Below are 16,739 nucleotides of genomic sequence, written 5' to 3' on the forward strand. Positions count from 1 at the left end.
TTTGTTGTGCCGGCCTTGCAACCATTGGACGGGCAGGAAGTACCTTTGTATTGGCTGGGGCCCGGCTTATCGGGTTGGCGGGCTGGCTTGAATTGTTTACGAATGTCTGACCACTCTCATTTGCCCGCGCGGCGGGAGCCGCTGCTGGGGCGGCGCTTGTTTTTACAGGTTTCGGCCGCGTCGGCGGCTTCGGTAGCCTTGGTGGCGGCGGGCTGCGGCTCTTCTTCCACGCCCACCCCGGCGTCCGCTTCCACTCAGATTGTCCTGCCCGAGGGCAACCAAGGGCTGCTCTCCTACGCCTATTTTCTGGCCCTGGCCCAGGCCACTACCTATCAGAAGGTGGTTGACGCGCCGCCCGGCGACTTATCTGCGGCCGAGCGGTCCATTTTCAGCGACCTGCGCGACCACGCCGTGGTGCACCGCGAAACGCTGCGCTACCTCATCGACCCTACCCGCGCCAATCAGCTTTTTCCCACGGATTTCGCCTTCAACCTAGCGTCGTTCACACTCACCACGCGAGCCGGGGTGCTGGCAGCGGCGCAGCAGCTCGAAGACCTGGTGGCGGCGGCCTACCCCGTGATTTTGCCGCTGTTCAACAGCGCGAACGTATACAAACGCACGCTGCTGCTCAAGATGTCGACGGTGCAGGCCCGGCACGCCGCCACGGTGCGCGACCTGCTCACGCCCGGCGGCTTTGCCAGCAGCGCCGTGGTCGACGGCAACGGGCAGCTCATCGTCAAAACACCCACGGCCGTGCTCACGGCGCTGGCGCCCTTCGTGGCGCCCTACGTGCTGGTCATCACCTGCCCCGACACCAACCCCGGCACCGACGCCGGCCTTTGCACCGCCAACGGCTAGCGCCGCCTTTTTCGTTATTTCCACGGCCGCTCCGGCGGTTCCCGCATGAAGCTGATATCCCTGCTTGACCACTTGGCCGCCACGCCGGCCACTGCTTCGGCCGCCCCACGCCGCGACGTGCTGGCGCAGCTGGGCCGGGCCGCCGTAGCGGCGCTGCCGCTGGCCCTCGGCGCACGGCCTGCCGCTGCCGCCACCAACGACTCAACCTTGGATGCCCTGCTGCAGCTGCTGCAGCTCGAGCGCCTGCAAGCGGCGCTCTACACCCAGGGTCTGGCCGCTGCGGGTCTGATTCCGGCCGGCCAGACGGCTGATTTTCAGCGCCTGCAGGCCCACCAAAGCCAGCACGTCGCGTTCCTGACGCGCACCCTGCAGGACGCGGGCAGCACCGTGCCCGCTGCTCCCACGTTCGATTTTAGCGGCCGGCGCAACGTGGCCGCCAACCCGGAGCTGTTTCCGGGCGTGTTCAGCAACTACGACAATTTCCTAGCCCTGGCGCAGCAGATTGAGGACTTCGGGGTGCGCCTCTACCAAAACCACGCCTTCAACATCACCACCGATGCCCGCCTGACCCAGGCCGTGCTGCGCATGCAAAGCGTGGAAGCCCAGCACTCGGCCCATGTGCGCAGCCTGCGCCGCGGGCGGGGCGCCACGGTTGGTACCTGGCCCAGCGACGAAGACGCCGCCATTGTGCGGCCGGCAGCGGCCCAGGCCCTCACCGCCGCCGCTACCGGCGGCGAGGCCAACGTGACGCAATACGCCACGGCCGGCACCACCCTGCCGTTTGGGACGTTCTTCCTCATCCGCGACAATACGGCCATCAGCGACCCCTCGCTGGCCGAGGCGTTCGACGAGCCCATTACCAGCGCCGTGGGCCAGGCCGCCCTCAACTTATTCAGCTAAGCCGGCAAACGGCATAAGATTTTGGCATTTTTTCGGAAAAGAGCGGCCCTGGCCGCTCTTTTCGCGTATTGCCTCTCCCACAAGCACCACAGGCCCTACGCTTCTGCTTGCGTTCGCCTCCTGCTATATTGTATCTTTCCTATTATCCGAATAACCAAGCCCGAGCGTAGCCCGGGTGTCGCCGCTCTCCAGTTTCCACCGTCCTCCCCATCCCACCCAATGTTAGACTATGTAAAACTGATACTGACGAAAGTCAGCTTCAACAAGGCGCTGTTCGAGAAAGAACTCCGCAAAGCCCTCAACATCGTACTGCCAGCCGACCTAGCTGACTTCCGGAGCTGGTGCTACCAGCAGTTTGCCCGCGTGTACCGGCACGTGCTGAAACGCGTGTTTGGCCGTTTCCGCGACGATTTTCCGATTGCCGGCGTGGGTTAGTCGGCAGCCAGGGGCGCTGGCTCGCTGCTTTCTGCCACAAACCGGATGTTGCGCTTGAGGCCCTCGTAGCCCGTGCGCTTCACGGCCGATTGGCGGAAAAGCTCTGTAAATAATTCGTGGGTAATCTCGCGCCAGTCGCCGGGCGTCAGGTCTTTCAGGCCCGGCGCGGGGTCGAACTGCGGCTCGCTGTGCGGCTTGCTGAAGCGGTTCCAGGGGCACACGTCCTGGCAGATGTCGCAGCCGAAAACCCAATTGCCGAACTGCCCGGCCACCTCGGTCGGAATCTGGTCCTTGAGCTCGATGGTGAAGTAGCTGATGCACTTGCTGCCGTCCACCACGTAAGGCTCGGTGATGGCCTGCGTAGGGCAGGCGTCTACGCATTTGGTGCAGGTGCCGCAGTAGTCGCGAATGGGACCGTCGGCAGGAAGCTCCACGTCCACTATCAGCTCGGCAATGAAGTAGAAGGAGCCCGTGCCCGGCGTTATCAGGTTCGAGTTTTTGCCCACCCAGCCGAGGCCCGATTTCTTGGCCCAGGCCTTATCGAGCACCGGCGCCGAATCGACGAAGCAGCGGCCGCCGATGGCACCAATTTCGGCTTCCATGTCGGCCAGCAGCGCTTTCAGCTTGTCTTTGATGACAAAGTGGTAGTCGCGGCCGTAGGCGTACTTGCTGATTTTGAGGGTGTCGTCGGGCTGCTGCGTTTCGGGGGAGGGGTAGTAGTTGAGCAGCAGCGAAATCACCGATTTGGCGCCGTCCACCAGCAGGCGCGGGTCGAGGCGCTTGTCGAAGTGGTTTTCCATGTAACCCATCTTGCCGTTCATGCGGCGCGTGAGCCAGGTTTCGAGGCGCGGCGCTTCCTCCTCCAGAAATTCGGCCTTCGAAATGCCGCAGGCCATGAAGCCCAGCTCCGCCGCGCGGCGCTTGATGAACGGGGCCCATTGGGACGAAGGAAGCATATTGGGGGAATTAAATCTTAAGGCTTGTCGCGGCCGACGAACCGGTTCTTGCCCAGCAAAAATCCGACGGCCCGGTCCAAGTTGCGCGCCAAGGTCTCCTCGCCTTTCAAACGGGACAGATAACGCACCAGCTCGTGCTGCCGTGAGGGCGACAGCCCGGCAAACACCTGCTTTGCGGCAGGAGTTTCGACCAGGGCCTGCTCAAAGGCCGGACAGCGCAGGATTAGTGGTGGCTCCGGATTGTAATCGAGGGCAATAACCAACGATTCCCCGATACGCTTGGGCGAATTGCTCAGCATCATCAGGTTGATGTACAGGCGCCACTGGCCGGCGTAGCGCACCAGCGTTTGCTGGTAAGGCTGGCCGTTGACGGCGCCGTGCACCCGGATAGGACCTTTGCTGCGCCCCGCCCGGGCAAATACTGCGGCCAACACCTCCGCGGGCACCGACACAAAGGGATTTACACCAATCAGCTCAAGCGTGGCAGTAAAAGTGTGCATAAAGGGTTAAAAACGGGCGAATAAAAAACGCACCGCCGGATGGCGGTGCGTTTTTGTATTTGACAGAAACACCTTACGACGTAATCTCGTCGAACAGGCTGGCGCCGTTGTTGCCGCGCAAGTGGTTGGGCAGCAAGCGGCCCAGGTGCTGGTAAGCGGCCTCGGTGGCCTCGCGGCCGCGCGAGGTGCGCTTGATGTAACCTTCCTGGATGAGGAAGGGCTCGTATACTTCTTCGATGGTTTCGCCTTCCTCGCCGCAGGCCGTAGCGATGGTGCTGATGCCCACCGGGCCACCCTTGAACTTATCGATGATGGTGGTGAGGATGCGCTTGTCCATGTCGTCGAGGCCGCGGGCGTCTACGTCGAGGGCATTGAGGGCAAACTGCGCGATTTGGACCGTGATGGTGCCGTCGCCCTTAATCTGGGCGAAGTCGCGGGTGCGGCGCAGCAGGTTGTTGGCAATACGGGGCGTGCCGCGCGAGCGGCGGGCAATTTCGAAGGCCGCGTCTTCGTGGATAGGCGTGCCCAGAATCTCGGCCGAGCGCTGCACGATGGTAGTCAGCAGCTTGGAGTCGTAGTACTCCAGGCGGGCCGAGATGCCGAAACGAGCGCGCAACGGCGCCGTGAGCATGCCCGAGCGCGTGGTAGCGCCCACCAGAGTGAAGGGCGACAGCGAAATCTGCACCGAACGGGCATTGGGCCCCGAGTCGAGCATGATGTCGATGCGGTAGTCCTCCATCGCCGAGTACAGGTACTCTTCCACCACGGGGTTGAGGCGGTGGATTTCGTCGATGAACAGCACGTCGTGCGGCTCCAGGTTGGTGAGCAGGCCGGCCAGGTCGGAGGGCTTGTCGAGCACCGGGCCGCTGGTCATCTTGATGCCCGAGCCCAGCTCGTTGGCGATGATGTGCGAGAGGGTGGTTTTGCCCAGGCCGGGAGGGCCGTGCAGCAGCACGTGGTCGAGGGCGTCGCCGCGCTGCTTGGCGGCGGCCACGAACACCTTCAGGTTTTCCAGAATCTTGTCCTGGCCCGTGAAATCGTCGAAACTAAGCGGGCGGAGGGCTTTGTCGATGTCCTTATCGGTGGCATCAAACCCGTCGGTTCCGCCGGTGAGAAAGGCTTCGCGCATAGATATAGTTGCTAAAATTATTGGTCGCTTGTTGCTAAGCTAATGAGTAACTATTTAGCCGGCAAAAAAGCTCCTTTTACGCGGAATAATTTGTCGGTCATACCGAGCGCAGCCGAGGCATCTCGCATGGGTAGTAAAATGAATTACTGCCGCACGCGAGATGCCTCAGCTGCGCTCGGCATGACGTTTTCTTGGCTATTCGTGGAGCAGCACCTCAATGTCGAGGTGCAGCCAGTCGGTTTCCCAGGACTTGTGGTTGAGGCGGGCGGTGAGGTGCTTGCCGGCGTCGAGCAGGCGCGCCACGGTTTCGTTGCGGCCCTCGGGCAGGTAGCCGAGCCAGACGTTGGCGGGGTCGGTGGCGGGGGCGGTGTGCACCTGCACGGCCCAGTCGTCGTAGTGATTGTCGGCTTCGCGGCTCAGGTGCAGGGCCTGGCCCACCTTCAGCTTGGGCTCGTACTTCTCCAGGTTGGGGCGGTGCGAGGTGCCGGCCACGAGGCATTCGAGCAGCACGAGGGGTTCGGACGCGGGGACGATTTTCATCATGCGGCCAAATTACGGCACGGCGAGGGGTTCCGCCACCGATGCCGGGGCGGCGGGCGCTGCCAGCGGCGCCGGCGCGGCAAAACGGCTGCGCTTGTAGCGCGCCTTGATGTAGCGGTTGCAGGGCAGCTCCACGTAGCGGTGCAGCAGGTAGCTCAGCCCCAAGCTCAGCCCGAAGATGAGGGCGGTCATCACGTACATATTGTCGAAGAGCCCACGCTGGTCGTTCTCGTACTTCAGCCAGCGAATGACGAGCTGGTGAATGAGGTAGAAACTGAAGCTGATTTCGCCCAGCAGCACCAGGGTGCGGCCCGAAAGGGCCAGCGAAAGGTAGCCCCGCTGGTAGGCAAAGGACAAGATGACGAAGGCCATGGGCAGCCAGTAGTAGCACGAGTAGCGGTAGACGATGGCATAGTCGCGGTGGAGTGAAACACCGTGACGAAAGCGGCCAGCGCCAGCACTTCGAGCGCGGTGGCGCCCCAACGGGACCGGTAGGCCCGGCCCACGATGCCCAGCCGGTAAACCTGATGCAGGGCAATGCCGAGCAGAAAATCGACGAGCCGGAAGAACGGGTTGATGTAGAATAGCTTGTGGTATTCGTCCTCGCCGGATAGTTGCATCAGGAAAGGCACGGCCAGGAACAGCACCCAGCCCCCGCGCAGCAGCAGCTTGTTGCGCACCAGCAAAAACACCAGGAATGGGAAGGTGAAGTAAAAAAACATCTCGTCCGAGATGCTCCACGACGGCCAGTTATAGGAAAAATAGTACCCCATTTCCGGAATGAAGGCCTGCAGCAACGTGGCGTTGGTGAGCAGCACGCTGATGCCGGTGGCCACGTTGCCGAAAGGCCCACTGCCGGGCTCGCTTGAGTACAGCATAAGGCCCAGCGCCAGCAGCAGCGTGACGAGGTGCAACGGATACACCCGGGCCACGCGGGCCACCCAAAACTCCTGGAACGACACCCGCCGGCTCAGCAGGCGCTCGTCGTAGTTCAACGACAGGATGAAGCCGCTCAGGATGAAGAAAAAGCTGACGCCGATGAAGCCTTCGCCTAATATCAGGTCGTACCAGCGGGCAAACCCAGGGTAGGCGCCGGCGTCGAAAAACTGCAGGTGACTGCCAAACACCATGAACGCAAACAAAAACCTTAGCGAGGTAAGGGGTTTAATCATAGAGAGGGGCAGCAGGCGGGTTCCTGCCTAATGGGGGTGATAAAGACGCTAATGGCCAGCCTTAATTAATTCCGGGGGATTGTTGACGCGAAACGGGCCGATTATCGAAATTTTGTTCGCTTCGCGCTTCGCGCCCCTGGGTAAAATTACGGGTAGAATGGTGGTTTTGCCGCACCGCTGCCAAACTATAGGCATTTGCAGGCTTTCTTCCCAATTTCCCTTTGCCACCGTGCGTGGCAGATTTCGGTAGCTTCTCTTGTGGCAAACCTTGACGACAAGAACCCAGCTTTTTTCCGAAGACGACAACCCCAGCGAAGGTGCCCGGTTCGAAGCTGACCTGGCCCGACACATTGCCCAACCGCCACCCAAGCTCAACGATACCCCATAGCCGTTGCTGCTGGCCAGCGTAGCCAACCACATGCTGCTAGGCTATCCCGACGACGAGGAAGTGGCCGAGGCCAAAGCAGAGATTTCGCGGCTGGCGGAGTTGTTGGCAGAATAATAATCCTATATTTCAGCCGATTAACACCGCTTTTTCTATGAACCCTTTTTACGCTTTCACGCATCGTGCCTTCGGTGCTGCGCTGCTTTTGGCAGCGGCCGGTCCGGCCTGGGCCCAGGCGCCGGTTATCACCTCCGTCATCCCCATGGCTAATGCGCGGGCCGTGCCACGCACCAGCGCGGTCACCGTCAATTTCAGCCAGCCCCTCACCGCCGCATCGGCCGGGGCGCTGAAGGTGTTCAGCAGCCAGCGCGGCGGGCTGCGAACGCGCGGGGCCACGCCAGCCGTGGTGAACAGCAATGCGCTCAGCTTCGCGCCCACGGCCTACCCCTACATGCCCGGCGAGACGGTGCAGTACACCGTGGTGCCCACGACGGGCCCCGGCGGGGGCGCTCCGGGCCGCGTGGGGCAGTTTACGGCGGCGGTGGGCGGCACGGGAAATGGAAACTTCCAGACGGGCTCTACCCCTTCTGTGGGTAGCGAACCGACCCGCATACTGGTGGCCGATTTAGACGGTGACGGCGACCTGGACTTGGCTAACAATCTACTTAACCTCTCCCTCATCGGAATCCGACTAAACAACGGTAGCGGTACATTCAGCGGAAACCAGTACGTGCCCATTCCAAACCCCGCTTCCAACGTGGTAGCCGGCGACGTGGACGGCGACGGCGACCTGGACTTAATGGCCACCACGGCGCCGTCCAATGGCGCTCCTGGTACGGTGAGCGTGCGCCTGAATGATGGCAGCGGCACGTTCAGCACGGGCCAAGACATGGTCATCAGCAGTCCGAGTGACTTAAGAATGGGCGACGTGGACGGCGACGGCGACCTGGATATTGTTGTTCCCAACGGCAGGTTTGGCGCCAGCCCGGTAAATGTGTGCCTGAACAACGGCAACGGCACCTTCAGCTCGGGCCCCGACGCGCCTGTTACCGCAATGTCCGTCGTTGCGCTCGGTGATATGGACAACGACGGCGACCTGGACCTGGTGGCGAATGATGGGGCAAGCGCAGGCAAACTGAGTGTACGGCTTAACACCGGCGCCGGCGCTTTTGCTGGAACCTACGAAGTTTCCGGCGTGCACCTGGAAAGCCTTACGCTGGGCGATGTCGACGGCGACGGCGACCTCGACGTGGTAGGCGCCGGCGCCGGGCAGGTTGAGGTAATCTTAAACACCGGGAATGGCACGTTTAGCGGTGGCTCCAGCGTGGGCATGAGCGGCGGGTCGCTTACCAACGCAGCGTTGGGCGACGTGGACGGCGACGGCGACCTGGACCTCATCGGCATCAATGCTAATTACATGAGCAGCGGCTCACCTGCCGGCAAAGTATGCTTGCGGCTAAATAATGGCCGTGGCACATTTGGCAGCGGGGCAGATATCAATGTACTGTTTAATCCCTTCAGCGCGGCGTTCGGCGACGTGGACGGGGACGGCGACCTGGACATTCTGACCACTAGCGCCTCCCTCAACCCCGGCCGGGCCAGTGTGCTCCTCAACCAACCGGGGCTGGTGACGGCCGCCCGGCCTACCACGCCCACACCCGCCCTCAGCCTCTTCCCCAACCCCACCCGCGGCGTCGTCACCATCACCGACGCCACGCCGAATGCGCCGCTCACGGTGCTCGACGCGCTGGGCCGGGCGCTGCTCACCGCCACTACCGATGCGGCGGGCACAGCACGGCTGCCGCTTGATGGGTTGCCGACCGGTGTGTATCTGGTGCGCAGCGGCGAACAGGTGCGCCGGCTAGCGGTGGAATAAGACCGCGCCGCGTAAGTTGCGTGGACATTCCATCCACCCTTCTTCCCTCATGCCATGAAAAAAGTGCTTCTCTCCGCTGCACTGGCGCTGGCCGTGGCCGGCTCCTGGGCTTTTTACCCCAATGCGGCCCCGGCGGCCCCCGGCTACCTGATGGTGGTGGGCAGCGGCCGCCCGGGCAACGAGTCCTACGTGCCCGAAATTGTCACCATCATGCCCGACGGCAAGCAGCAGGTGCAGCGCCTCAGCAATGTGAAGCCTAGCTCCGACCGCAGCACTACTGATGTGGCCGTGGCCCTGCACCACGCCGAGCTGCTGCAGGTGAACAAGCTCGTCGCCCAGGGCTGGCGTCTGGTGAGCGTGGCCCAAAGCACCGTGGGCGTGGGTGCCACCACCGAAACGGTGTACATGATGGAGCGGCGGTAGATTTTTGCAGGAACAAAAACGGCCGCCCCGTTGCTGGGGCGGCCATTGCTTTTTTGGTGCTAGCACAAGTTCAAGACTATGCTGAAACTACCAATGCGCTCAGCGAACCTGACGAACACCGCTATGGTCCGACAAAAAGCAACAGAGCTTTGCCCGTTTCGGCAGCTTCTTTCAGGAAGCGTTGAAAGTCTTGAACCATCAGCGCGTATTCCTCATTATGCTCGTCGGCTGGGCTTAGCGATACCGAAGCCATAGCTTGATACAGCGTTGCTACCTGTTCGGGATTGAACACCTTCGCGTCGCCTTCTAATTGCCAGGATTCCTCCAGTCCGCCTACCTGCTGGCCGCCGTGGACACCTAACTGATACGCTTCGCTGCTAAGTGACAGCAAGCCTTTCACCAGCACCACCCAATCATAGAGGCGTTGTTTCCTGGCCTCATTCCACAGCGTGAAATCAAAGCGTGGGTGCCACTGCCTGCTAAAATCCTCATGCTCTGCTTGCTGCGCCTTAACAAGCAAAATCGGCTGCCGGACGTATGCCTCGGCAGCCTCTTGTGAGATTTGTTGCAGCGAGCAAGTGGCGCCCATTCTACCTACTTAAACGCCTGAATGCCCGTGATGTCGGCGCCCGTGATGAGCAGGTGGATGTCGTGCGTGCCTTCGTAGGTAATCACCGATTCCAGGTTCATCATGTGGCGCATGATGGGATACTCGCCGGTGATGCCCATGCCGCCGTGAATCTGGCGGGCTTCGCGGGCAATGTGCAGCGCCATTTCCACGCTGTTGCGCTTGGCCATCGAAATCTGAGCGCTGGTGGCTTTGCCCTCGTTTTTGAGCACACCCAGACGCCAGGCCATGAGTTGGGCCTTGGTGATTTCGGTAATCATCTCGGCCAACTTCTTCTGCTGGAGCTGGTAGCTGGCAATGGGCTTGCCGAACTGCTCGCGCTGCAGCGAATATTTCAGGGCCGACTCGTAGCAGTCGATGGCGGCGCCGATGGCGCCCCAGGCGATGCCGAAACGGGCCGAATCGAGGCAGGACAACGGGCCCTTGAGGCCGTCGATGTTGGGCAGGATGTTCTCTTTGGGGATTTTTACGTCCTCGAATACCAGCTCGCCGGTGGTGCTGGCGCGCAGGCTCCACTTGTTGTGGATTTCGGGGGTGCTGAAGCCCTCCATGCCGCGCTCCACGATGACGCCCTTGATGCGGCCCTGCTCGTTTTTGGCCCACACCACGGCCACCTGGCACTCGGGCGAGTTCGAAATCCAGAGCTTGGCGCCGTTCAGCAGGTAATGGTCGCCCATGTCCTTGATGTTCGTCGTCATGCCGCCGGGGTTCGAGCCGTGGTCGGGCTCGGTGAGGCCGAAGCAGCCCAGCCACTCGCCGCTGGCGAGCTTGGGCAGGTACTTTTTGCGCTGCTCCTCGGAGCCGTAGGCGTAAATGGGGAACATCACCAGCGAGCCCTGCACCGAGGCGGTGGAACGCATGCCAGAGTCGCCGCGCTCAATTTCCTGCATGATGAGGCCGTAGCTGATGTAGTCGAGCCCGCCGCCGCCGTATTCTTGCGGGATGGTGGGGCCGAAGGCGCCCACGTCGCCAAACTTGCGCACCATGCTGCTTTCGAAGTGCCCCTGCTGGGCCCACTTCTCGATGTTGGGGCTAATTTCCTTTTTGACGAAGTCGCGGATGGACTGGCGGATGAGCAGGTGCTCCTCGGTCAGCAGGCCGTCGAGGTCGAAATAATCGGTGAAGCCGTTGGCGTTGGTGCTGCCTTTCTGGGCAGTGTGGGCTTTGGCTTGGGGGGAGAGAACGTCGGCTTCGGAAGACATGGGGCGGGCGTTTAAGAGGGATGATTGGGTGGGAGTGTGGGCGCAAAGGTAACAGCCGCGGCGCGGGCGCGGTTACGGCCGGCGGCCCAATAATCAGCCACTTGCCAGCCCTATTTGCGTGGCCTAGCCCCGCCGGCTTCTACGTTTGGCACACAAAGCCGTATGCTTGTCAAAAATTCACCTTTCCCTCATGGCCACCGCCGAGCATCACCCCCACGCCGCCAAGCTGAATGAGCTGGAAGCCACCGCCATTTGCGGCAATGATATTTCCTCCTCGTGTCTCTACGTATCGGCGCTGGCCATTTCCTATGCCGGGCAATACGCCTGGCTGGCCCTGCTGGTGGTGGGCGCGGTGCTGTTTCTGTTTCGCAAAATCTACGGCGAAGTGGTGGGCGCCCTGCCCCTGAACGGTGGCGCCTACAACGTGCTGCTGAACACCACCAGCAAGCGCAACGCTGCGCTGGCCGCTTGCCTCACCATCCTGTCCTACATGGCCACGGCGGTGCTTTCGGCCAACGAGGCCATGCACTACCTGCACACGCTGTGGCACGGGCTGCCTATTCTGTGGGCCACGGTGGGTCTGCTGGGGCTGTTTCTGCTGCTCACCATCCTGGGCATGTCGGAATCGGCCATTGTAGCGGTGGTTATATTTCTCGTGCATCTAGCCTCGCTTACGCTGCTGGTGGGCGTGGCCGTGTGGTATCTGGCCACGCACGGCTTTCATAATCTGGCTCTCAACTTCCAAGTGCCGGTGAAGGGCGGCAGCATTCTGAATGCACTGTTTTTCGGGTTTAGCGCGGCCATGCTGGGCATTTCGGGGTTTGAAAGCTCGGCCAACTTCGTGGAGGAGCAGGCCCGTGGGGTGTTCCAGAAAACGCTGCGCAACATGTGGGTGGTGGTCACGGTGTTCAACCCGCTCATTGCCTTTCTGGCGGTAGCGGTGCTGCCGCTGGTGGAAGTGGGCCAGCACACCGAAACGCTGCTTTCGCACCTGGGCACCGTCACGGGTGGGCCGTGGCTGGGCACGGCCATCTCCGTAAATGCGGTGGCCGTGCTCAGCGGGGCCGTGCTCACCTCCTTCGTGGGCGTGAGCGGGCTGATGAAGCGCATGACGCTGGACCGCATCCTGCCGCAATTTTTCCTGAAAGAGAACAAGCGGGGCAGCAACTACCTCATTCTGATTGTGTTTTTCGCGCTGTGCGTGTCGGTGCTCTTCATCACGCAGGGGCAGTTGGGGCCGCTAGCGGGCGTGTACACCATCTCGTTTTTGTCGGTGATGGCCTTTTTTGCGCTGGGCAATTTCCTGCTGAAGCGCAAGCGGCCCAACCTGCCGCGGCCCGTGTACGCGGGCATTCTAACGGTGTCGCTGGCGCTGCTGGGGGTGCTGGTGGCGTTATTCGGCAACGTCAAGATTCACCCCGAATACCTCATTGTGTTCCTGCAGTACTTCCTGCCAGCCATGGGCGTGGTGGCGATTATGCTCAACCGCATTGCGATTCTGAACCTGCTGCTGTCGGCGGCCGAGTCGCTGGCCCAGCACCTGCCCAGGGCCGCGCGACTGGCGCGCCTCAAGGTGCGCAAGCAGCTCAAGGACCTGGCGCAGCAGGAGTTCGTGTTTTTCACCAAGGGCGACAATGTGTCGAACCTCAATAAGGTGATGGCCTACGTGGTGGAAAACGAATTCACCAACCGCCTGCGCATCGTAACCCTGCTCAAAGAAGGCGAGCAGTACCCCGAGGAATTGCTCAACGACATTCGGGTGCTGGACCGCGCTTACGAGCAGATTGAAGTAGAGCTGGTAACGATGCAAGGCCACTTCGGCCCGGACCTGATTGAAGAGCTGTCGACGAAGTGGAACATCCCCAAAAACTTCATGTTCATCGGCTCGCCCGGCGACCGTTTCCCCTACCAGATTTCGGAGCTGGGCGGCGTGCGGCTGATTATCTGACCACGGATTCGCTCGGATTTTTCGGATTAATCGGATTTTTCGGATTTTGTGGATGGTATCAATACACCTTCGCAAGCGCAACAAAAAAGGCCACTCCAAATGGGTGGCCTTTTTGCGTGTGATAATTTGGATGATGCTTAGGAAGCCGTCCACAAAATCCGATTAATCCGAAAAATCCGAGCGAATCCGTGGTCTAGAAGCGCAGGTTCAGCGAGGCGAGGAAATTGGTTTTGGCCTGCGGGTAGTAGTAGGTGGAATACTGCGCCTGCCCGCCGCTGATGTAGCCGTAGGTGGCGCCGTTGTTCACGTACTCCGTGCCGAAAATGTTGTTGACCAGCACGGCCATCTCGATTTCCTGGAAACCCAGTTTCTGCGGGTGCCAGAGGTAGCGCAGGCGCAGGTCCTGCACGTAGTAGGGGTTGATGCTGCGCGACTCGGTGCTGGTGTTGTCGAGGTATTGGCGGCCGGCGTAGCGGGCCAGCGTGGCCAGCTTCAAGCCAGGCAGCGCTTCGTACTCCACGGTGTAGGCGGCCGTGAGGCTAGGGGAAAGCGCAATATTGGTTTCCTTGAAATCCACAGCACGGTCACCGATGTAATCGTAGTTGTCGTTGTAGATGGGCAGGTAATCGGTGTAGTTGTTGATTTTGTTCTGGCTGGCCGTGGCAGTGGCCGTCAGGCTCAGGACTGGCACGGGCTTGTAAGTCACTTGAGCTTCCACACCGCGGCGGTACGACTCGGCCACGTTGGTGTGAATGGCGTTGCCAACATCGTCCAAGCGGCCGCTCAGTACCAGCTGGTTGCGGTAGTACATGTAGTAGAAGTTCAGGTTGGCCTGCACCTTTTCGGTAGCGCGGCGCAGGCCCAGCTCGTAGTTGGAGAGCTTTTCGGCGGTGGGCCGGCGCTCAGCGGGCGTGTCGGTGTAGTCGGTGCGGGTGGGCTCGCGCTGGGCGATGGCAAAGGAGGCGTAGAGCTGCGTGCTGGGGCGCAGCTGGTAGGTGAGGCCAAACTTGGGGTTGAGGAAGGTGAAGCGGGCCGTTTGCTGGCTTTTGGCGCCGTTGGGGCGGCCGTCGGGCGCGTACAGCTCGTAGCGCACGTAGCGGTTTTGCAGGTCAACGAAGCCGGCCAGCTCATCGGTCAGGTTCACGTTCACCCGGGCGTACACGTTGACGTCCTGCTTGTGGGCATTGGGCTCGTCGTCGTAGCGCGTGCCGGTTTCGGGGATAAAGGCGCCGCGCTGGGCCCAGGTTAGCTCATCGAAATGCTGGCCCCGGTAGCCCACCACGGCCCCGCCCAGCGTGGCCTCGGTGATGCGGCTGCCCACGGGCCGGGCCTGCAGGGCGAAAGTGGCACCGTACATATCGGTCTTCAGCCAGCGCCGCCGAATGACGTCGGTGGTGCGCAGCGTATCGAACCCACCGCCGGCCGCGGGCTGGTACACCGGCCCGCTGATGCCGTACTTCTCAAAATCCTGATTCGCCTTGTACTCTTCGTAGTAGCCGCCGCCGCGCGTCCAGAAGGGCGTCACGCTCAGGTTGAGGGCGGGCGCGAGCTGGCGCGAAATCAGGAACTGGTAGTAGTCCTGCTGGTAGTTGTCGGTCTGGTTCTTATAGGCCGGCAGGTGCTGGCCGCCATCGGTGCCGGCTTCGTTGTAGCGGCGGTTTTTGTGCAGCAGCGAGTCGGCCAGGCCGTACCAGCTTTGGTAGGTGGTTTCGTAGCCGGTGAGGACGAGGGCCCGCAGCAGCGTTTTGTCGTCGGAATACGTGCCGGTCAGGTACAGCGATTTCAGCCGCGACGAGGCCCGGTCCACGTAGCCGTCGCTCTGCACCCGCGAGGCGCGGGCATCCACCGAAAAATGGCCGTTGATGAGGCCCGTGCCGGCCATTATCGTGCTTTTCCAGGTGCCAAACGAGCCGGCCGAGTTATTGACTTCGGCATAGGCTTTGGGCCGCAGGCCGAGGGTTTCCACGTTGAGGCTGGCCCCGAAGGCGCCCGCGCCGTTGGTGCTGGGCCCGGCCCCGCGCTGCACCTGAATGCTTTGCGTGGACGAGGCCAAGTCCGGCAAATCGACGAAAAACACGCCGTGGCTTTCGGCCTCGTTCACCGGCACCCCGTTCAGCGTCACGTTGATGCGGGTGCCGTCGGTGCCGCGAATGCGGATGCCGGTGTAGCCCACGCCAGTGCCCGCGTCGGAGGTCGTCGTCACGCTGGGCGTCTGGTCGAGCAAGTAGGGAATGTCCTGGCCGAAGTTGCGGGCCTGCAGTTCCTGGCGGCTCACGTTTTGGTAGGCGGTGCCGGTTTTGTCGGTGGCGCGGGTGGCCGTAACGGCCACTTCCGATGTGAGCACCGATACGGCCTGGAGCTCAAAGTCCAGGTATCGGGAAGTTGGGCGGCCTTCGAAGCGGCGCAGCAGCGGCTGGTAGCCGACGTGCGAGATTTTAAATTCCTGCGGGCCATCGCCCACCACGTAAAACTCAAACTGCCCGCCGCCCGTGGGCTTTAGGGCGCTACCGTTCTGAAGCACGGTAGCATTGGGCAGCACGGCGCCGGTGCTGGCATCTTTCACCGTAATAAGGGCCGGGCCCTGCGCCCAGGCCGGCACGGCCGCCAGCCACCAGAGGAGGGCGGTGGCAAAGAGTAGCTTTTTCAAAAAAAGAAAGGCTTGAAAATGGAACGCGCTGTCGCCCCAGGGGTCGGAGCGGCAGCGGAAACGTCCGCGGATTGTTTGTTCCCTGCGCCGGCATTACCCGGTTCAGGTTCGATGGGTATCATCTCAGCCGATGTGTCGTGCACAACACCAGCACCCCTAAACAGACCGCAAAGGTAACACCCGAGGCACCCGGCATCATTTTTTTATTATTCCCACCTCCGAAGTGCGCGCGTTTCCTGACTGTCAGTTAATTTAGGGACGTCGGGCGACGCAACGCCGAACCCGGAACCTGCGTTTCTAGTTTCCCTCCCGATTTAGCTGTCTTCGCCATGTTCAGCCTCCTCTACGCCGTCGCTTTCTGCGCCTTTTTCCTGTTTGTGCTGGCCATGCCGCGGCGCCGCGGCGTGGTGCCCCCACCCCCGCCCTCCGATGGCGACGACGACGGCGGCGAACCGCACGACCCCGGCCTGCCCGACCTCGACCTGCCGCCCGGCATCTCGCGCCCCATCAACGACTGGGAGCCGGAATACAACCGGCGCCGCGTAGGCGTATAAGCCTTTTGATAAGCAAATTTGAAGGGCCCGTAGTCTACAGCGCGCACGCCATGCGCACGTAGGCCACGGGCCCTTTGTAGAATATTTCGACCTCGGGCTCCATCCCAAACCGCTCGTAAAATGCGGCACTGTCCCGTCGGGCGTCGCACCAGATGTGGGTGGCGCCCAACCGCCGGGCTTCCTCAAAAACGTGGCGCAGTAACTGGCTGCCAATGCCCTGCCGCTGACAGTCGGGCCGGGTGGCAAATTTGCGGAATCGGGCTTCCGGCCCCGTCACAAACAGGGAAATGACGGCCACCAATTCTTCGTCTCGAAAGGCTCCGAAATGGTGGCCGTCCGCGTCTTCGGCAATTTTTACATAGTCCAGCGGCTCGTCGGGCCACAGCACCTGGTGCCGCAGGGCGTAGGTGGCCTCTGGGCCAACGGGCCGGATTAAAAGTAAGCCGGGCATTAGAAGTTGATTTTGAACAAGTCGTATTTTCGTCCGCCCCGGTCCGACCGCCCTAGGCGGTCCGACTGGTTGAAGGAACAACGCTTTCGTTCTCACGGCGACCGGTCGGACCGCCTAGGGCGGTCCGACCGGCGC

17 protein-coding genes and 1 riboswitch are annotated in these 16,739 nt (G+C 61.7%); of the genes, 7 read left to right on the forward strand and 10 right to left on the reverse strand.

Translation table 11 applies throughout. The features are described from left to right. The first annotated feature begins 102 nt into the window (after positions 1 to 102). The 3 genes from MTP16_RS03855 (at position 103) to MTP16_RS03865 (ending at position 2,193) form a co-directional block, all read left to right on the forward strand. The gene (locus tag MTP16_RS03855; protein WP_243516103.1) at positions 103 to 858 is read left to right on the forward strand and encodes a ferritin-like domain-containing protein; all 756 of its coding nucleotides are present in this window, start codon (positions 103 to 105) and stop codon (positions 856 to 858) included. 45 nt (positions 859 to 903) lie between these two features. After that, positions 904 to 1,758 (forward strand): ferritin-like domain-containing protein, encoded by an 855-nt coding sequence (locus MTP16_RS03860; protein ID WP_243516104.1) that lies wholly within the window; start codon positions 904 to 906, stop codon positions 1,756 to 1,758. A 219-nt stretch (positions 1,759 to 1,977) separates the two neighbouring features. Beyond that, positions 1,978 to 2,193 carry a hypothetical protein gene (locus MTP16_RS03865; protein WP_243516106.1) on the forward strand — a complete coding sequence of 72 codons (216 nt, stop codon included), beginning with the start codon at positions 1,978 to 1,980 and terminating at the stop codon, positions 2,191 to 2,193. Here MTP16_RS03865 and queG read toward each other — a convergent pair. The 6 genes from queG to MTP16_RS03895 form a co-directional block, all read right to left on the reverse strand. Then, positions 2,190 to 3,149 carry a tRNA epoxyqueuosine(34) reductase QueG gene (queG, locus tag MTP16_RS03870; protein ID WP_243516108.1) on the reverse strand — a complete coding sequence of 320 codons (960 nt, stop codon included), beginning with the start codon at positions 3,147 to 3,149 and terminating at the stop codon, positions 2,190 to 2,192. The two genes, MTP16_RS03865 and queG, sit on opposite strands and share 4 nt — an antisense overlap. Before the next feature lie 17 nt (positions 3,150 to 3,166). Next, positions 3,167 to 3,649, reverse strand: a complete 483-nt coding sequence (locus MTP16_RS03875) for a YdeI/OmpD-associated family protein (protein ID WP_243516110.1) — start codon at positions 3,647 to 3,649, stop codon at positions 3,167 to 3,169. 73 nt (positions 3,650 to 3,722) lie between these two features. Further along, a complete protein-coding gene (ruvB, locus tag MTP16_RS03880; protein WP_243516111.1) occupies positions 3,723 to 4,778 on the reverse strand; it encodes a Holliday junction branch migration DNA helicase RuvB in 1,056 nt (351 codons plus the stop codon). 195 nt (positions 4,779 to 4,973) lie between these two features. After that, a complete protein-coding gene (locus MTP16_RS03885) occupies positions 4,974 to 5,321 on the reverse strand; it encodes an HIRAN domain-containing protein (protein ID WP_243516113.1) in 348 nt (115 codons plus the stop codon). A gap of 9 nt (positions 5,322 to 5,330) precedes the next feature. Continuing rightward, a complete protein-coding gene (locus MTP16_RS03890; protein WP_243516115.1) occupies positions 5,331 to 5,618 on the reverse strand; it encodes an acyltransferase family protein in 288 nt (95 codons plus the stop codon). Further along, positions 5,555 to 6,490 (reverse strand): acyltransferase family protein, encoded by a 936-nt coding sequence (locus MTP16_RS03895; RefSeq protein WP_243516117.1) that lies wholly within the window; start codon positions 6,488 to 6,490, stop codon positions 5,555 to 5,557. Before MTP16_RS03895 ends, MTP16_RS03890 begins: the two co-directional genes overlap by 64 nt. A gap of 539 nt (positions 6,491 to 7,029) precedes the next feature. Between MTP16_RS03895 and MTP16_RS03900 the strand changes: the two genes are divergently transcribed. Continuing rightward, positions 7,030 to 8,751, forward strand: a complete 1,722-nt coding sequence (locus MTP16_RS03900) for an FG-GAP-like repeat-containing protein (RefSeq protein ID WP_243516119.1) — start codon at positions 7,030 to 7,032, stop codon at positions 8,749 to 8,751. Between the two features lie 54 nt (positions 8,752 to 8,805). Beyond that, positions 8,806 to 9,174 (forward strand): DUF4177 domain-containing protein, encoded by a 369-nt coding sequence (locus MTP16_RS03905; RefSeq protein ID WP_243516120.1) that lies wholly within the window; start codon positions 8,806 to 8,808, stop codon positions 9,172 to 9,174. 121 nt (positions 9,175 to 9,295) lie between these two features. Here MTP16_RS03905 and MTP16_RS03910 read toward each other — a convergent pair whose 3' ends face one another. Further along, positions 9,296 to 9,763 (reverse strand): hypothetical protein, encoded by a 468-nt coding sequence (locus tag MTP16_RS03910; protein ID WP_243516121.1) that lies wholly within the window; start codon positions 9,761 to 9,763, stop codon positions 9,296 to 9,298. A 5-nt stretch (positions 9,764 to 9,768) separates the two neighbouring features. Beyond that, a complete protein-coding gene (locus MTP16_RS03915) occupies positions 9,769 to 11,004 on the reverse strand; it encodes an acyl-CoA dehydrogenase family protein (RefSeq protein WP_243516122.1) in 1,236 nt (411 codons plus the stop codon). A gap of 190 nt (positions 11,005 to 11,194) precedes the next feature. Here MTP16_RS03915 and MTP16_RS03920 point away from each other — a divergent pair, with 190 nt between their 5' ends. Further along, a complete protein-coding gene (locus MTP16_RS03920) occupies positions 11,195 to 12,952 on the forward strand; it encodes an APC family permease (protein WP_243516123.1) in 1,758 nt (585 codons plus the stop codon). Between the two features lie 193 nt (positions 12,953 to 13,145). Here the strand turns inward: MTP16_RS03920 and MTP16_RS03925 are convergent, their stop codons facing one another. After that, complete coding sequence (locus MTP16_RS03925; protein WP_243516124.1) at positions 13,146 to 15,599, reverse strand: TonB-dependent receptor; 2,454 nt, start codon at positions 15,597 to 15,599, stop codon at positions 13,146 to 13,148. Between the two features lie 60 nt (positions 15,600 to 15,659). Continuing rightward, a riboswitch (TPP riboswitch) is annotated at positions 15,660 to 15,767 on the reverse strand. Between the two features lie 161 nt (positions 15,768 to 15,928). On the opposite strand from MTP16_RS03925, the gene MTP16_RS03930 reads away from it, so the two are divergent. Next, positions 15,929 to 16,153 (forward strand): hypothetical protein, encoded by a 225-nt coding sequence (locus tag MTP16_RS03930; protein ID WP_196285743.1) that lies wholly within the window; start codon positions 15,929 to 15,931, stop codon positions 16,151 to 16,153. 34 nt (positions 16,154 to 16,187) lie between these two features. Here MTP16_RS03930 and MTP16_RS03935 read toward each other — a convergent pair whose 3' ends face one another. Then, complete coding sequence (locus MTP16_RS03935; RefSeq protein WP_243516125.1) at positions 16,188 to 16,604, reverse strand: GNAT family N-acetyltransferase; 417 nt, start codon at positions 16,602 to 16,604, stop codon at positions 16,188 to 16,190. Between the last annotated feature and the right edge of the window lie 135 nt (positions 16,605 to 16,739).

It is taken from the genome of Hymenobacter monticola (genome assembly GCF_022811645.1).
Lineage (GTDB): Bacteria > Bacteroidota > Bacteroidia > Cytophagales > Hymenobacteraceae > Hymenobacter > Hymenobacter monticola.

Excerpts from the sequence above, each read along its gene's own strand:
- MTP16_RS03875 (WP_243516110.1), bottom strand. The coding sequence starts at position 3,649 with ATGCACACTTTTACTGCCACGCTTGAGCTGATTGGTGTAAATCCCTTT.
- MTP16_RS03920 (WP_243516123.1), top strand. The coding sequence starts at position 11,195 with ATGGCCACCGCCGAGCATCACCCCCACGCCGCCAAGCTGAATGAGCTG.
- MTP16_RS03915 (WP_243516122.1), bottom strand. The coding sequence starts at position 11,004 with ATGTCTTCCGAAGCCGACGTTCTCTCCCCCCAAGCCAAAGCCCACACT.
- MTP16_RS03895 (WP_243516117.1), bottom strand. The coding sequence starts at position 6,490 with ATGATTAAACCCCTTACCTCGCTAAGGTTTTTGTTTGCGTTCATGGTG.
- MTP16_RS03860 (WP_243516104.1), top strand. The coding sequence starts at position 904 with ATGAAGCTGATATCCCTGCTTGACCACTTGGCCGCCACGCCGGCCACT.
- ruvB (WP_243516111.1), bottom strand. The coding sequence starts at position 4,778 with ATGCGCGAAGCCTTTCTCACCGGCGGAACCGACGGGTTTGATGCCACC.
- MTP16_RS03865 (WP_243516106.1), top strand. The coding sequence starts at position 1,978 with ATGTTAGACTATGTAAAACTGATACTGACGAAAGTCAGCTTCAACAAG.
- MTP16_RS03930 (WP_196285743.1), top strand. The coding sequence starts at position 15,929 with ATGTTCAGCCTCCTCTACGCCGTCGCTTTCTGCGCCTTTTTCCTGTTT.
- MTP16_RS03855 (WP_243516103.1), top strand. The coding sequence starts at position 103 with ATGTCTGACCACTCTCATTTGCCCGCGCGGCGGGAGCCGCTGCTGGGG.
- MTP16_RS03885 (WP_243516113.1), bottom strand. The coding sequence starts at position 5,321 with ATGATGAAAATCGTCCCCGCGTCCGAACCCCTCGTGCTGCTCGAATGC.
- MTP16_RS03935 (WP_243516125.1), bottom strand. The coding sequence starts at position 16,604 with ATGCCCGGCTTACTTTTAATCCGGCCCGTTGGCCCAGAGGCCACCTAC.
- MTP16_RS03905 (WP_243516120.1), top strand. The coding sequence starts at position 8,806 with ATGAAAAAAGTGCTTCTCTCCGCTGCACTGGCGCTGGCCGTGGCCGGC.
- MTP16_RS03910 (WP_243516121.1), bottom strand. The coding sequence starts at position 9,763 with ATGGGCGCCACTTGCTCGCTGCAACAAATCTCACAAGAGGCTGCCGAG.
- MTP16_RS03900 (WP_243516119.1), top strand. The coding sequence starts at position 7,030 with ATGAACCCTTTTTACGCTTTCACGCATCGTGCCTTCGGTGCTGCGCTG.
- queG (WP_243516108.1), bottom strand. The coding sequence starts at position 3,149 with ATGCTTCCTTCGTCCCAATGGGCCCCGTTCATCAAGCGCCGCGCGGCG.